Here is a 14,948-nt window from a genome sequence, read left to right on the forward strand (position 1 = left end):
TACAGCGTCTTTACGAGCGATCAAGGGGCCTTGCAAGGCCGACGCCTGATCCTCTGGCCTCAAGGCTCATCAGTCATCACCAAAAAAATGAGCCCCAGCAGGAACGCCGGAGCCCATTTTATTCATCCGCATCACTGCAGGGTTTTTCACGAATTCCTGAAATCGGTTTTCATCAAGCCGAACAGCTTTCAGGAATTATGAGCACCGCCAGCCTTAAATATCCAGGTTCCCAGCCTGCAAGGCATGGGATTCGATAAAGGCACGACGTGGCTCAACGTGATCACCCATCAGCGTGGTGAAGATCTGATCCGCATCGATAGCATCAGCGATCTGAACGCGCAGCAGGCGACGGACAGTGGGATCCATGGTGGTTTCCCACAACTGACTAGGGTTCATCTCACCCAGACCTTTGTAGCGCTGCTTGCTAAGCCCGCGTTCGGCTTCGGTTAACAGCCATTGCATGACTTCACGGAAGTCATCCACAGCGGTTTCACGACGCTTCTCACCTTCACCACGGGCCACCATAGCGCCATCACCGATCAGACCGGCAAAGGTCTCGCCAGCGCGGGCCAGGGTTTGGTGATCGCCACCACGCATGAAGTTGCGGTCGAACACGGTTACGCGGATATTGCCGTGATGCAGACGTTGCACCACTACGCGCCAGGATTCGCTGGCTTCGTCAAAGGCGGCAAAGACTTTAACCACGTTAGGGGTCGCTTCGTCGAACAGGACTTTCTCCAGCTCCTGTGCACTTTGTTCAGCAGCTTCCTGGGTATCCAGGTTCAGCTTCACGCCTTCGGCCAAAGCCGACAAGGCGTCACCATCCATGTGACGCGACAGGCGCTCAATCACACCCTTGGCCTTCACGTAGCGATGAGCGTAGTCGGACAAAGCTTCGCCTGTGATAGGAGCGGCGCCTTCGGATGGCGTCAGCACTGCATCGCGCAATGCCAGCTTCAACATGAATTCCGCTTCCTCGGCCTCGTCCTTCAGGTACATCTCTTCACGCCCAACCTTTACCTTGAACAAAGGCGGCTGCGCGATGTACACATAGCCACGCTCGATCAGCTCGGGCATCTGACGGTACAGCAGTGTCAGCAGCAGGGTACGAATGTGAGCACCGTCCACGTCCGCGTCAGTCATGATGATGATGCGGTGGTAGCGCAGTTTGTCGATATCGAAGTCCGGGCCGATGCTGGTGCCCAGGGCGGTGATCAGGGTAGTGATCTGCTCGCTGGAAATCAGACGGTCGAAACGGGCTTTTTCTACGTTCAGCACCTTGCCGCGCAGCGGCAAGATGGCCTGAAACTTACGGTCTCGGCCTTGCTTGGCCGAGCCGCCTGCGGAGTCACCCTCCACAATGTACAGTTCGCACAGGGCGGGATCTTTTTCCTGGCAGTCGGCCAGCTTGCCGGGCAAGCCAGCGCCTTCCAGCACGCTCTTGCGACGCGTCATTTCGCGGGCTTTACGGGCCGCTTCACGGGCACGGGCTGCTTCCACGATCTTGCCGCACAGCGCCTTGGCGTCGTTCGGATTCTCCAGCAACCAGCTTTCCAGCGTACGAGCGACGGCGTCTTCAACCGCAGGGCGGACTTCGCTGGAAACCAGCTTGTCTTTGGTCTGGCTGCTGAACTTGGGCTCAGGCACCTTGACCGACAAGACGCAGACCAAACCTTCGCGCATGTCATCACCGGACGTATCGACTTTGGCTTTTTTGGCCAGTTCGTTGTCGGCGATGTACTTGTTCAACACGCGGGTCATGGCCGCACGCAGACCAGTCAGGTGGGAGCCACCGTCACGCTGGGGAATATTGTTGGTGAAACACAGCACGGTTTCGGCGTAGCTGTCGTTCCACTGCATGGCCACTTCAACCGACACGGAGGTGCCACCGGCACTGGACTCGGTCGCCACACTAAACACGTTAGGGTGCAGCGGAGTCTTGTTGCGGTTGATGAAATCCACAAAGCCTTTGACGCCACCCAGGAAAGCAAAGTCTTCTTCCTTGCCCTGAATTTCGTCAACCAGGCGGATCTTCACGCCGTTGTTCAGGAAGGACAGCTCGCGCAGGCGCTTGGCCAGGATTTCGTGGTGATATTCAATATTATTGAAAATCTCCAGGTCAGCCAGGTAACGCACGCAGGTGCCGGTGCGACCTTCTGCCTTGCCAGTCACCGCCAGGGGCGCTGTGCGCTCGCCACGGCGGAACTCGACCTGGTGTTCGTTGCCGTTGCGCCAGATGGTCAGCAACAGCCATTCGGACAGGGCGTTCACACAAGACACACCCACACCGTGCAGGCCGCCAGACACCTTGTAGGAGTTCTGGTCGAACTTACCGCCCGCATGCAGTTCGGTCATGACGATTTCAGCAGCGCTGCGCTGGTGTTCGTCATCTTTGTGAATATCGGTTGGAATACCGCGGCCGTTATCGCACACCGAGATACTGTTATCGGAGTGGATGGTGACGACGATATCGTCGCAATGACCGGCCAGCGCCTCATCAATCGCGTTATCCACCACCTCGAAAACCATGTGGTGCAGGCCGGTGCCATCGGAGGTGTCCCCGATGTACATGCCTGGACGCTTGCGCACGGCCTCCAGGCCTTTGAGCATTTTGATGGAATCAGCGCCGTAATCGGCTGGCTGGGTGGTCGTGGTTTGATCGGTCATAGCATAAAACCTTGTAATAGCCTGTCTGCTTCAAGCGGGCATGGCCCGGCGGGCCATACCTGTCGAACATGCCGCATTAAATGCGCATCGGCATGACCACGTACTTGAACTCTTCTTGCTCGGGCAGCGTCATCAACACAGAGGCGTTGGCGTCGGGCTGCACAGACCAGCGGACGGTTTCGTCCTTGATACTGGCCAACACATCCAGCAAGTAGCTGACGTTAAAACCAACGTCCAGACTTTCGTGTTCATAATCAATATCCAGCTCTTCAACGGCTTCTTCCTGCTCCGCATTGGAGGCTGAAATCTTGAGCTGGTTTTGCGACAGTTGCAGTCGCACGCCACGCAGTTTGTCGGTGGTCAGAATGGCAGCACGTTGCAAGCTGCCTTGCAGCACTTCGCGGCTGACATCAAAGTGGCGCGTGTAGTTGGAAGGAATCACACGGGCAAAGTCCGGGAACTTGCCTTCCACCAGTTTGGAGACCAGCTCCACATCGCCAAAGCGGAAACGGATCTGACGGCTGGATACATCAATATTGACCAGATCGTCGGTATCACCCAGCAGGCGCTGCATTTCCAGCACGGTCTTGCGGGGCACGATGATGTCGTGACGTTCCTGCACACCTTCAATCGCGGTGGCATTATGCGCCAGGCGGTGACCGTCGGTGGTAACCGTACGTACCAGGCCGGGCTCAAACACCAGCAACATACCGTTCAGGTAGTAGCGAATGTCTTGCTGGGCCATGGCAAAGTGCACCGTGTTGAACAGGTGCTTGAGAGTGCGCTGAGGCAGGCTCAAGGACACGTCCCACTGTTCGGGCATGTTCAGCACGGGGAAGTCAGCGGCTTCCAGAGTCTGCAACTGAAAACGGCTCTTGCCGGACTGAATCGTCAGCTTGCCGCTGTCCAGACCCAGACGCACATCGCCAAAGTCAGGCAGGGCTTTCAGAATGTCGAGCAGCTTGCGGGCCGCCACGGTGGTGGCCGCATTATCGTCACTGACGCCAAAATCGGCGTTGGTGGTGATCTGCACTTCCAGGTCGGTTGCCAGGAAAGAGACATCAGAGCCGTTTTTACGCAGCAGGATGTTGGCCAGAATCGGCAAAGTATGGCGGCGCTCCACAATGCCAACTACTGTGGATAAGGGCTTTAGCAATGCGTCGCGGGTCGCTTGAACGAGTTGCATGGTCATCCTTTGAGAGTTTGTTCCAGTACGTGTAATGCGTGATTCAGTTCGGCTTGCTTGGTGCGTGCATCCGAGATTTTGCGCACCGCGTGCAGCACCGTAGTGTGGTCCCTGCCACCGAAAAGATCGCCAATTTCCGGCAAACTCTTTTGGGTCAGTTCCTTGGCCAGATACATGGCCACCTGGCGCGGCATGGCAATATTGGCGGGGCGGCGCTTGGAGTACATATCCGCGACCTTGATTTTATAAAAATCGGCCACGGTTTTCTGAATATTTTCCACTGTGATCTGCCCATTGGAGACCGACAGCAAATCCTTCAGTGCATCCTTGCACACTTCCACCGTCAGAACGTCGCGGCCATGGAAACGCGCGTAGGCCGAAACCTTGCGCAGTGCCCCTTCCAGCTCGCGCACGTTGCTGCGCAAATGCTTGGCAATAAAGAAGGCCACTTCTTCAGGCATCGCAATGCCTTCGGCCTGGGCTTTACGCAGCAAGATCGCCACACGCATTTCCAGCTCGGGCGGTTCAATCGCCACGGTCAGGCCGGAGTCAAAGCGCGAGATCAGTCGGCTATCAATATTAGCCAGCTCTTTAGGATAGGTATCCGAGGTGATGATGATCTGCTTGCGCTGGGCCACCATCGCTTCAAAGGCGTAGAAAAACTCTTCCTGCGTACGGTTCTTGCCAGCGAAAAACTGAATATCGTCAATCAGCAGCAAGTCCAGCGAATGGTAGTAGCGCTTGAACTCGTCAAACGCCTTGCGCTGGTAGGCCTTGACCACGTCCGACACGTACTGGTCGGCATGGACGTAGCGAACCCGCACACCATTGCCATTGGCGACCAGCGCATTGCCGATCGCGTGAATCAGGTGGGTCTTGCCCAAACCCACACCGCCATACAGAAAGAGTGGGTTATAGGAGACACCGGGGTTTTCAGCCACCTGCAAGGCCGCTGCACGTGCCAGTTGGTTGGCTTTACCCGTTACAAAATTATCGAAGGTCAGTTCGGCATTCAGGCGCGAGCGATCCTGCACCGCATCCACGACGGCGCTTGCCGCCGGGCTGGAGGCAGGTGGGGCCAGGTTTTCACCGGCCGGGCTACCTGCAGGCGCCGGAGCCGCACGATCGGCCAGGGCGCGACGAGGCGCCGCGCTGGCCGAAGGCAGCTCGAACTGAACCGTGACGGGACATTCGTAGAAATCCGAAGCCAGTTCCTCGATACGAGTGGCGAAATTCTTGCGGACCCAATCCAGTTTGAAACGATTAGGAGCAGAAACGCGCAACACCCCGGCTTCGCTATCGAAGTCCAGGGGAACCAGTGGACGTATCCACGCACTTATTTGTTGGGGGGGAAGCTCCTGCTCCAATTTCTGAACGCAGGACTGCCAGAATTCATTCATCGGTCATCACTTCTGTAAACCTCGATTCTACCCTGAGCTGTGCCAAGTTATCCACAGGCTAACAAATTTAGTTGCGCAATATCGGGCTAAATAATTGACACAACAGAAAGAATTTGCTGAAATGACGGGCTTAACACGATTTTCTGTTGCCAGATCCCAAGCCTTTGCGCTGTCGGGGTGGAGCTTTTCTGCGATTTCTGGCGGCTCATTTTTTTGGATACACCATGAAACGCACCTACCAACCCTCCGTTACCCGTCGCAAGCGCACCCACGGTTTTCGCGTTCGCATGAAAACTCGCGGTGGCCGCGCTGTTTTGAACGCACGTCGCGCCAAAGGTCGCAAACGTCTGGCTGTATAAGCCATGTCGGGATGCGTGGCCTAGGGTGATGGATCCAGTCCAAAGCCCGATTCCCACGTTACGCATCATGCGTGCCTCCTTTCCAGCTACGGCTCGCTTACATAGCCCCACCGAATACGCGCAGTCATTAAAAGGACAACGCGTAGGTCGCGGGGCTTTGTTCGTGGTCACTCGTTCCCGAGGCGAGGACCCGCAACAGACCGAAGGCGCCCGTTTGGGACTGATCGTCCCCAAGCGCTTTGCCAACCGCGCCGTCACCCGCAACACCATCAAACGTATTTTGCGCGAAACCTTCCGCCACAAACGCGAAGGCTTGCCCAATGCTGCCTATGTCTTTAGGCTGCACAGCAAAGTACCCCTGGTGTCGCTGACCGCCTTAAAGCAACTGGTTCGCACCGAGGCCGAAACCTTGTTCTCCAAGGTACGGCCATGATGCGCAAACTGGCTTCGGCACCGATCCGCTTTTACCAGTTTTTTCTGAGTCCCTGGATCGGTAGAAACTGTCGCTTTACCCCCAGTTGTTCCAACTATGCCTTGCAGGCCATTGATATTCATGGCCCGCTCAAAGGGCTATGGCTGGGTGGTGTACGCATCTGCCGCTGCAATCCCTGGTGCAAGGGGGGGCATGATCCTGTGCCCGCTCGCACGCCCGAAGACCGCAACACTTTCTAAAACCGTCCTGGTCTGCGCCTTGTTTTTCAAGGCAACCCCCTGTTTGCTGACCAGCTACGTTAAACTGCTAAGCTTTTGCTCAGCTTTATAAATGTGATACAGGCGCTATGGATATCCGACGCACCATCCTATGGATGATCTTCTCCTTTGCACTGCTGCTGCTGTGGAACAACTGGCAGGAATATAACGGCAAGCCATCGCTGTTCGCTTCCACCCCAGCCACCACGCAAGCTCCAGCAGCCTCCGACGAACCTGCCTCAAATGGTGGTGTTCCCGCTGCTCAAGAGCCAACTGCGTCTGCTGCCTTGCCTTCGAGCAACAGCGCGGTGTCTGCCACAGCGCAAACCATCGACATTACAACAGACGTCTACAAGCTCAGCTTCAGCACCGAGGGTGCCCAACTGATCAAGTCCGAGCTGTTGAAGTACGGTTCGCCCGAAAATCCGGAACAACCGATGGTGCTGCTGGACAACTCGCCTGCCTCTACCTACCTGGCTCAGTCCGGTATTGTGGGTGCCGCTGGCCAGAACCTGCCCAACCACCTGACCCCGTTTGCCCTGGTATCGAGCCAGCGCGCCATGACGGGCGATACGCTGGACGTGGTGTTTGAAGCCACCTCGGACGACGTGAAAGTCACCAAGACCTACACGCTGCACAAAGGCCGCTACGACATCCAGGTTCGTCACGACATCCAGAACAATACCGGCGCAACTATCGATCCCCGCCTGTATCTGCAACTGACCCGTGACGGCAACAACCCTGCTGATTCCTCGCGTCTGTACAGCACCTTTACCGGTCCTGTGGTCTATTCCAGTGGCGACAAGTTCCAGAAGATCACCTTCTCGGACATCGACAAGAACAAGGCCACCTACGCCCGCAATGTGGATAACGGCTGGATTGGCATGGTGCAGCACTACTTTGCAACCGCCTGGGTTCCTGCCCAGGAGCTGCAACGCACCAACGAAATCCTGAAGCTGGGCAACAATCTGTACGCCGTGCGCACGCTGGAGCCCGTGGGTTCGATTGCTGCCGGTCAAAGCAAAGCGGTAGATGCTGCTCTGTGGATGGGTCCCCAGGACCAGAAAGCCATGTCGCAACTGGCTACCGGCCTGGATCTGGTTGTGGACTACGGCTGGTTGACCATCATCTCCAAGCCACTGTTCAAGCTGCTGACCTGGCTGCATTCCCTGCTGGGTAACTGGGGTTGGTCCATTGTGGCCCTGACCGTGCTGATCAAGCTGGTGTTCTTCCCGCTGTCGGCTGCCAGCTACCGCTCCATGGCCAAGATGAAGCAATTTGCGCCACGCATGCAAGCCCTGCGCGAGAAGTTCGGTGACGACAAGGCCAAGCTGAACGCTGCCATGATGGAGATGTACCGCACCGAGAAGATCAACCCGCTGGGTGGTTGTTTGCCCATGCTGGTTCAGATTCCTGTGTTCATTGCGCTGTACTGGGTGCTGCTGGGCAGCGTTGAGATGCGCGGTGCGCCCTGGATTCTGTGGATTCACGACTTGGCCGCACGCGACCCATGGATGATTCTGCCCGCCATCATGATGGGTACCATGTTCCTGCAGATCAAGCTGAACCCAACGCCACCTGATCCAATGCAAGCCAAGGTCATGATGCTGATGCCTCTGGTCTTTGGTGGCATGATGTTCTTCTTCCCCGCCGGTCTGGTTCTGTACTGGTGCGTGAACAACATCCTGTCCATTGCCCAGCAGCGCTACATCATGGTGCAGATCGAAAAGAACAGCGCGAAAGCAGCCAACAGCTAATTCGCTCTGACACGAAAAACCCCGCTACGTTTAGCGGGGTTTTTTTATGCCTGTTACCCCAGCATACGCGGCACAGCTAATAAACGCAGCGCCCACGCACAGAGAAAAATCCACTTTCTTTGTCCGTCTCCACACTACGTCCATCATCCATCAACGGTCAGTCCAACTTGCCTTCGTACATTGAGGTGGCACTCTTTTCAGGAGCACTCTCTCAATGTCCCTCGACATCAAAAACCTGCTGGCCGACGAAGCCCGTTACTGCTCATTTGGCGACACCGTTCACTACGTAGACCCACCCAAAATCTTTACGGGTTGCGAAGGCAGCTACCTGTTTGACGATGACGGCAAATCCTATCTGGACTTGCAGATGTGGTATTCGGCCGTAAACTTTGGCTACCGCAACCAGCGTCTGGACGATGCCTTGCGTCACCAACTGAACACCTTGCCGCAAGTTGCCAGCCAATACCTGCACCCCACCAAGATCGAGCTGGCCCGCTTTATTGCCCAGGACGCCGAGCAGAAATGGGGCCAGGCTGGCCGTGTGCACTTCAACGTGGGCGGAGCCCAAGCCGTAGAAGACTCGCTGAAACTGGTGCGTAATGCCTCCCAGGGCAAAAGCCTGATGTTCGCCTTTGAAGGCGGTTACCACGGCCGTACCCTGGGCGCTTCGGGCATTACCTCCAGCTACCGTTACCGTCGCCGTTACGGCCACTTTGGTGACCGTGCCCAATTCATTCCGTTCCCATACCCTTTCCGCCGCCCCAAAGGCATGACCTCGGAAGAGTATGCAGACTCCATCGTGCGCGACTTTGCCCGCAAGTTCGAGAACGAATACCACGCCATCTGGGACCCTAAAACCAACCAGTGCGAATACGCCGCGTTCTACGTGGAACCCATTCAGGGCACAGGCGGTTACGTGGTCCCCCCGGCCAATTTCTTCAAAGGTCTGAAACAGGTTCTGGACCAGCACGGCATCCTGATGGTAGTCGATGAAATTCAGATGGGTTTCTGGCGTACCGGCAAGCTGTGGTCGATTGAAAACTTTGGCATCACGCCCGACGTCCTGGTCTTTGGCAAAGCGCTGACTAACGGCCTGAACCCGCTGTCCGGCATCTGGGCCCGAGACGAATTGATCAACCCCACCGTGTTCCCGCCCGGCTCGACACACTCCACCTTTGCCTCCAACCCGCTGGGTACGGCCGTTGGTCTGGAAGTAATGAAGATGACACACGAAGTAGATTTTGGTCGTCAGGTCCGTGAGTCCGGCGCCTATTTCCTGGACGGCCTGCGCGACCTGCAAAAACGTCACCCCGAAATTGGTGATGTAGACGGCCTGGGTCTGGCCCTGCGCGCTGAAATCTGCACGACGGATGGCTTCACACCCAACAAGGCATTGCTGGATCGCATGGTGGATATTGGTCTGGCAGGCGATCTGGATTATCAGGGCGAGAAGCGTGGCCTGGTGCTGGACGTGGGCGGTTACTACAAGAACGTGATCACCTTCGCCCCATCACTGAACATCACGCGCAGCGAGATCGACGAAGCCATGGTTCTGCTTGAACAATTGCTTAACCGCGCCAAGCAGTCTCAATGAAAACACGCTTGTTGAATGCACTGGAACCAGCGGGACTGGTGCAGCGTTTCCTGTCGCATCCCCCACAGGGGTTTGCGGCATTGGACGATCTGCCCATGCCCGCCTTCCAGGCACCGTTCGATCTGCTGACCACGGCCGATGACGAGCTTAAGGAACGACTGCGCCGCCTGCCGGGGCAGTCGTGGTGGCAGCGTTTCCTGACGGTACGTACCGCTTTTGTGGGCACCACCGTCAGCGAATACGCCTGGCTTCCCTCCGAACCGGATGTGCAGGGCTTGGCCAGGACTGTGCGCACAAAGCTGGGTCGGCGCTATGCACTGACCATCATCAAGGACTTGCCAGAGGATTCCCCCTTATTAAGTGCACACGCCAATGCCCAGACCAATGCACTGGTCAGCGCCTGCGTGGAACAAGGGTTTATTCCGCTGCAAGGTCAGGCGCTGGCCTATGTGCACATTGATTTCCCGGACACCGAGACCTATCTGTCCCGCCTGCCCAAAGATGCGCGTCGTTACCTGACCCGCAAGCTGCGCAAGCGCGATCAGTTAAGCATTAGCCAAGTCAAAACCGGCAAGGCCTTTGCCAGTGAGGAACGGGTGGATCAGTACTACGCCTTGTACCGCAGCGTGTATGCCCAAAGCGAGATTCACTTTGATCTGCTCAGCAAGGAGTTTCTAGCTTCGGTGCTGCGCGACGAGTCGTCCAAAGGGCTGGTGTTCGAGTACTACCGTGCCGACTCCAAGGAACTGATCGGCTGGAACCTGTGCTTTGAACATGAAGGCCGCCTGGTCGATAAATACATTGGTCTGTCCTACCCGGATTCACGGGAGCTCAGCCTGTATTTCGTCAGTTGGATGGTGAATCTGGAATACGCCTTGGCACAGGGTCTGAGCTACTACATCGCAGGCTGGACGGATCCCACCGTGAAAGCGCTGCTGGGTGCTGACTTTACCCCTACACGGCATCTGATCTATGTGCGCAACCCCTTGTTGCGTGCCGTGGCCCGCCGCTTTCTGAGGCATTTTGAAATGGATAAATCATGGTTGAAACAGACCTGATCCGGCCCCCGGTCGTACTGGACACGGACAGCTCGGTTGGCCCCTTGCCTGGTGAAATCCGCCTCGTGCTCAACAAAGATTGGCGCGAGGCGCTGCGCTTTGGGTGCAGGCGGCAGACGCTTTTTGAAGGCATGGCCCCGCTCACATCAGCCATGCCCGAGCCTTGGGCACATGGGCCTGTCTTTATAGGCAGCGGAGATTTTCATCACTTGAGCTGGCCGCTGATTCTGCGCTGCCTGAGCCAGCAAGAACAAGGTATTGATGTGGTTGTGCTGGATAATCACCCCGACAATATGCGCTTTCCCTGGGGTATCCATTGCGGCTCCTGGGTGCATGAAGTAGCCAAGCTGCCCCAGGTAGCGCAGGTGCATGTCATCGGGATTACCTCCGGGGATATCGGCTTTGGCCATGTGTGGGAGCATCACCTGAGCGCACTCTATGCCCGCAAGGTGACGTACTGGAGCAGTGGGGTGAATGTGAAGTGGGCCAGCCGCCTGGGTCTGGCTTCCTGCTTTCGTCGCTTCCCGGATCTGGACACACTCACGCTTGCGGCCAGCGAGCATCTGGCCCACTCGCCACGGCCGGTCTATCTGAGTATTGATAAAGATGTATTCGCCCCCGAAGTCCTGCGCACCAATTGGGATCAGGGGAACATGCAGGAGCCACATCTGCGCAGTCTGCTTAAAGCGGTGCGCGGACGCATTCTGGGTAGCGATGTGACAGGCGACGTATCGACCTGGCAGTACCGCAGTGCCTGGAAGCGCTGGTTAAGTTCAGCAGATGGCCAGAACACCGCAGGCGAGCAAGCCGATTTAGCGCAATGGCAAGCTCGCCAACATCAGTTCAATCTGCAACTGAACCGCTGGCTGCACGAGCTAGGCTAAAGCCCATCCGACACCACTCCAACGCCCCACAAACCGCCCGATACGCTCCGATGAACCAGGGCGGTTTTTTCTATCCGAAATACCCTAAGCCGCCTCGTGCTGCTGTGCCTGTCTGGACTCGCTCAATGCCAGACACATAATCCCGCTCAAGATAAACACGGTGCCTAAAATCTGCGGCCAGCCCACTTGCTCATTGAACAAGAATGCAGACACGGCCAGCACCGCCACAATCTCCAGATGCGAAGCGGCAAACGCCGGGCCTATCGGCGCTTTTTTAAGCAAGGACAGCCAGCAGAAAAACGTACCTATATAGCCAATGAAAGCCCCATAAATCCAGGGCTGGCTAAAGACACGCCCCAGCCACTCCCATGAGGCCTGCAGGGGCAGGGCGTGCTCTCCGGCCAGCTTGAAACTAATCTGCGCCAGAGAGTCAAAAGCCAGCAGGACCAGAAAGCCGATGATATAAAAACGCCGCATACGGGCCTCCTAGCCTTTAAAACCTACAATACCGACCCCCACCGAGACCAGCAAAATCCCCAGTACTCGCAAAGGCGTCAGACTTTCTCCGAACAGGATTCGGCCAAACAGCATCACAATCACAATGCTGATGGAGCCCATCAAGACGCCATCGGACAAGGGCACCAAGGACAAGAAGGCCAGCCACACAACAAACTCGACGATGTAGCAGGCAATCCCCACCCATAGCCAGGGTCGGCTGAACATGCGCTGCCAACGATCCAGCCCTTGCCTGTCTCCCGGATCAGCAGCGGCGGCTTTGAAGGCAAGTTGCCCACCGCTATCGACCAGCACATTGCAGATCCACAAAGCAATCACCAAAGGGCTCATGAGACGACAGCCCTGCGCCCAGCAACATCAATTGCCGTCACAAAATCCACAACACGCGCAATAACCTGCCTGCGTTCGCGGTCTATCGTAATCATGTGATAGCTGTCTTGCAGCAGGCACAGGTCCACCGGCGCATGGCGCACGCCATTGACGATTTCATAGGCATTTCCCACAGCGGCAATATCATCGTGCTGGGCATGCATGACCAGGCAGGGCGCACGTACCTTGTCCAGATTCTTGCGCACCCGTGCGGACAGCGCGTGCATCTCGATCACCGCCCACCAGGGGTTGCCGGGCAAACCCGCCGCTGCGCTATCACCACTATTCATCTGGCTAACAACACGTGCCCTAAGGGCTTCATCCTTGATGCCGTAGGGCGGCTGCTCCATAAACACACTGCGTCGACCAATACCCAAAGCACGTAACACGGGCAGGATGAAAGACAGTTTGGTGTAGGCGGGCATGCTCCAGCCGTCGTATCGGAAAGTAGGGGACAAGGCCACCACTCCGGCGATCTGCGCGGGGCGTAATTGCGCCAACCCCAAGGCCAGGACCGCCCCCATGGATAAGCCTCCCACGATCACCCGATCTACATAACGCGCCAGCAGATCCGCCCCACGGCAAACACTGCCCAGCCAGTTCTGCCAACGCGTCGCCACTAGCTGATCCATAGCCCCGCAATGCCCTGCCAATTGCACGGCATAGACCGTAAATCCCTGGCGATTCAGCCCTCGGGCCAGCACACGCATTTCATTGGGTGTACCTGTCAAACCATGAATCAGAAGCACCCCGGTACGGGCGTGAGCACCGTGGCCATGCAGCAAATATTCGTGCGATAGCAACTCCTCCGGCTGCGTCGCCAAGCCATGCTCGGCCAAGTCCGGCAAGCTGGAGAAAGTGGTGTGTAATGCGGCGTCACTCATACCACTGACCTTAAGTCCGGCATGTGCAGCAAACTAGGTAGCAGGGCGATCGCCTGGCTGAAATCCTCAAAGGCGGCGTGGGCAATGCCTTGTTCCTGGCAGTAGTCCCGCAAGCGACCTTTTGCCAGTACAAAATCGGCTTTGCCCGCCACACAAAAGTCCGAACTGCCATCGCCTATATAAAGCACGCGCTGCGTCTGGGCGTGTGCCTGGGACAGGTGACCACACTTGCAGTTGGCACTGGCACAGTCCAAACGATGCCACGGCGTATCCAGACGCCAGCGACGTGGTCCCTGCACTTCCAGGCAATTTGCCAGCACCGGCAAGCCACGCAGGCCTTCACGGCCCAGCAGGTAATGAATGGCGTAATCCAGGCCATCACTGACAATTTGCAAAGGCACGCCCAGGCGTTTGGTCACAGCCACAAACTGTGCAAAAAAAGGATCGATCCCGACCTCATCCAGACAGTCATGCAGTTGGGCCACGCTCATATCCAGCAAGGCCACCTGACCACACATGCAATCGTGTGAACCAATCTCGCCACGCTCCCAGGCCTCTTCCAATTCCTGCCATCCGGGCATGCCATGCCGGGTCAGCAAAGTATCGGCCACGTCCTGCAGGCTGATCGTGCCATCGAAGTCACACTGAATCCGCCACTGCCCCGCCTGCACAGCCGGTTTGTAGTTCATAAGCGTTTCATTCATGAAAAATCACCCTGACGTTTTGTCCTACCCGAGCCTGGGCAGGCTCATCAAAGGCCAAGACGCACTCCACCACGCGCACCGGGCCGCGTTGGGAGTCATCTTGCAAACGGCCTTCGCCGTAAACCGGGCTGATATGCAATACATGGGCAGAGGGCAAGGTGGTGGCTTGGCCACTGCCTTCGGTATCAAAAACCACGCGGGCTTTCATCCCCACTTTGACCTTCTCCACATAGGCAGCATTGAGCTCGACCCGTAATTGCAGCGGACGGGCGGGTAAAAGTGTTGCCATCGCCTCGCCCGCCTGCACAAAACTGCCCGGACGAGCGCTTAAGCTGACGATTTCACCGGCCTCAGGCGCGGTTAGCGCAAACTGCGCCAATTGGGCTTTTTGTTGCTTGCCCTGGGCGCGAGCAAGCTCAAGGTCTGCTTGGGCAATCTCGACTTCGGTACGGGCCTGCCGCAAGCGTTGCTGGGCGTCATCTGCCTGCTGGGGCTGGGCCGCACCAGCCCGCGCTGCTGTGGCATAACGCTGCGCCGCTTGCTGCACGGCAGGCAAAGCGGCCTGGGCGGCACGCAAACGTGCCTGTGCCACCGCCAGACGAGCCTGAGCGGTCTCCGCCTGGGCCAACTCCACTCCATTACGCAGACCAAACAAGGGTTGACCGACTTGCACCGTATCGCCCTCGCGCACGGACTGTTCGGACACCACCCCGGCTACTGGCATGGCAAGTTTCAGCAAGCCACCCTCCACCTCGACCTTGCCGCGTGCGACTGCAATATCACGCAGGCCCGAGGCCTGTTGCACAGGCGGCTCCGGGGGGCGTTTGGAGCAGGCGGCCAACAGCACAACGGCAGCTATCATGGCCCAGCTCCAGCGTCC

Annotated in this window: 15 protein-coding genes; 7 read left to right on the forward strand and 8 right to left on the reverse strand. The window is 57.2% G+C overall.

All coding sequences use genetic code 11. The annotated features are described in order from the left end of the window. Positions 1-213: 213 nt before the first annotated feature. The 3 genes from gyrB to dnaA form a co-directional block, all read right to left on the reverse strand. The gene (gyrB, locus tag OSH09_RS16020; RefSeq protein ID WP_207872699.1) at positions 214-2,667 is read right to left on the reverse strand and encodes a DNA topoisomerase (ATP-hydrolyzing) subunit B; all 2,454 of its coding nucleotides are present in this window, start codon (positions 2,665-2,667) and stop codon (positions 214-216) included. A gap of 76 nt (positions 2,668-2,743) precedes the next feature. Next, positions 2,744-3,853 (reverse strand): DNA polymerase III subunit beta, encoded by a 1,110-nt coding sequence (gene dnaN / locus OSH09_RS16025; RefSeq protein ID WP_207872698.1) that lies wholly within the window; start codon positions 3,851-3,853, stop codon positions 2,744-2,746. Positions 3,854-3,855: 2 nt separating this feature from the next. Beyond that, positions 3,856-5,253, reverse strand: coding sequence for a chromosomal replication initiator protein DnaA (gene dnaA / locus OSH09_RS16030; RefSeq protein ID WP_207872697.1), 1,398 nt, complete (start codon positions 5,251-5,253; stop codon positions 3,856-3,858). A gap of 224 nt (positions 5,254-5,477) precedes the next feature. Between dnaA and rpmH the strand changes: the two genes are divergently transcribed. The 7 genes from rpmH (at position 5,478) to OSH09_RS16065 (ending at position 11,595) form a co-directional block, all read left to right on the forward strand. Beyond that, positions 5,478-5,612, forward strand: a complete 135-nt coding sequence (gene rpmH / locus OSH09_RS16035; protein ID WP_003800771.1) for a 50S ribosomal protein L34 — start codon at positions 5,478-5,480, stop codon at positions 5,610-5,612. A 67-nt stretch (positions 5,613-5,679) separates the two neighbouring features. Next, positions 5,680-6,045, forward strand: coding sequence for a ribonuclease P protein component (gene rnpA / locus OSH09_RS16040; protein ID WP_376912224.1), 366 nt, complete (start codon positions 5,680-5,682; stop codon positions 6,043-6,045). Further along, positions 6,042-6,284, forward strand: coding sequence for a membrane protein insertion efficiency factor YidD (gene yidD / locus OSH09_RS16045; protein WP_035269485.1), 243 nt, complete (start codon positions 6,042-6,044; stop codon positions 6,282-6,284). The genes rnpA and yidD overlap by 4 nt, the downstream gene beginning before the upstream one ends. A gap of 107 nt (positions 6,285-6,391) precedes the next feature. Next, on the forward strand, positions 6,392-8,059 hold the full coding sequence (gene yidC / locus OSH09_RS16050; protein ID WP_266121549.1) for a membrane protein insertase YidC: 1,668 nt from the start codon (positions 6,392-6,394) through the stop codon (positions 8,057-8,059). A 214-nt stretch (positions 8,060-8,273) separates the two neighbouring features. Beyond that, on the forward strand, positions 8,274-9,653 hold the full coding sequence (locus tag OSH09_RS16055) for an aspartate aminotransferase family protein (protein WP_207872695.1): 1,380 nt from the start codon (positions 8,274-8,276) through the stop codon (positions 9,651-9,653). After that, positions 9,650-10,711, forward strand: coding sequence for a peptidogalycan biosysnthesis protein (locus OSH09_RS16060; protein WP_266121550.1), 1,062 nt, complete (start codon positions 9,650-9,652; stop codon positions 10,709-10,711). Before OSH09_RS16055 ends, OSH09_RS16060 begins: the two co-directional genes overlap by 4 nt. Next, positions 10,693-11,595, forward strand: a complete 903-nt coding sequence (locus OSH09_RS16065; RefSeq protein WP_266121551.1) for an arginase family protein — start codon at positions 10,693-10,695, stop codon at positions 11,593-11,595. Before OSH09_RS16060 ends, OSH09_RS16065 begins: the two co-directional genes overlap by 19 nt. 84 nt (positions 11,596-11,679) lie before the next feature. On the opposite strand, the gene OSH09_RS16070 is transcribed toward OSH09_RS16065, so the two are convergent. From OSH09_RS16070 to OSH09_RS16090, 5 genes are read right to left on the reverse strand one after another with little or no spacing between them, the layout of a single operon-like run. Further along, positions 11,680-12,072, reverse strand: a complete 393-nt coding sequence (locus tag OSH09_RS16070) for a DMT family transporter (protein ID WP_266121552.1) — start codon at positions 12,070-12,072, stop codon at positions 11,680-11,682. A 9-nt stretch (positions 12,073-12,081) separates the two neighbouring features. Continuing rightward, positions 12,082-12,441, reverse strand: a complete 360-nt coding sequence (locus tag OSH09_RS16075) for an EamA family transporter (RefSeq protein WP_266121553.1) — start codon at positions 12,439-12,441, stop codon at positions 12,082-12,084. Further along, positions 12,438-13,364, reverse strand: coding sequence for an alpha/beta hydrolase (locus OSH09_RS16080; protein WP_266121554.1), 927 nt, complete (start codon positions 13,362-13,364; stop codon positions 12,438-12,440). The genes OSH09_RS16075 and OSH09_RS16080 overlap by 4 nt, the downstream gene beginning before the upstream one ends. Further along, positions 13,361-14,068, reverse strand: coding sequence for an MtnX-like HAD-IB family phosphatase (locus tag OSH09_RS16085; protein WP_207872686.1), 708 nt, complete (start codon positions 14,066-14,068; stop codon positions 13,361-13,363). Before OSH09_RS16085 ends, OSH09_RS16080 begins: the two co-directional genes overlap by 4 nt. Then, on the reverse strand, positions 14,061-14,930 hold the full coding sequence (locus OSH09_RS16090) for an efflux RND transporter periplasmic adaptor subunit (RefSeq protein WP_266121555.1): 870 nt from the start codon (positions 14,928-14,930) through the stop codon (positions 14,061-14,063). Before OSH09_RS16090 ends, OSH09_RS16085 begins: the two co-directional genes overlap by 8 nt. Positions 14,931-14,948 lie beyond the last annotated feature (18 nt).

Origin of the sequence: Alcaligenes parafaecalis (assembly GCF_026344135.1) — a bacterium.
In the GTDB taxonomy this organism is placed as follows: domain Bacteria; phylum Pseudomonadota; class Gammaproteobacteria; order Burkholderiales; family Burkholderiaceae_B; genus Alcaligenes; species Alcaligenes parafaecalis.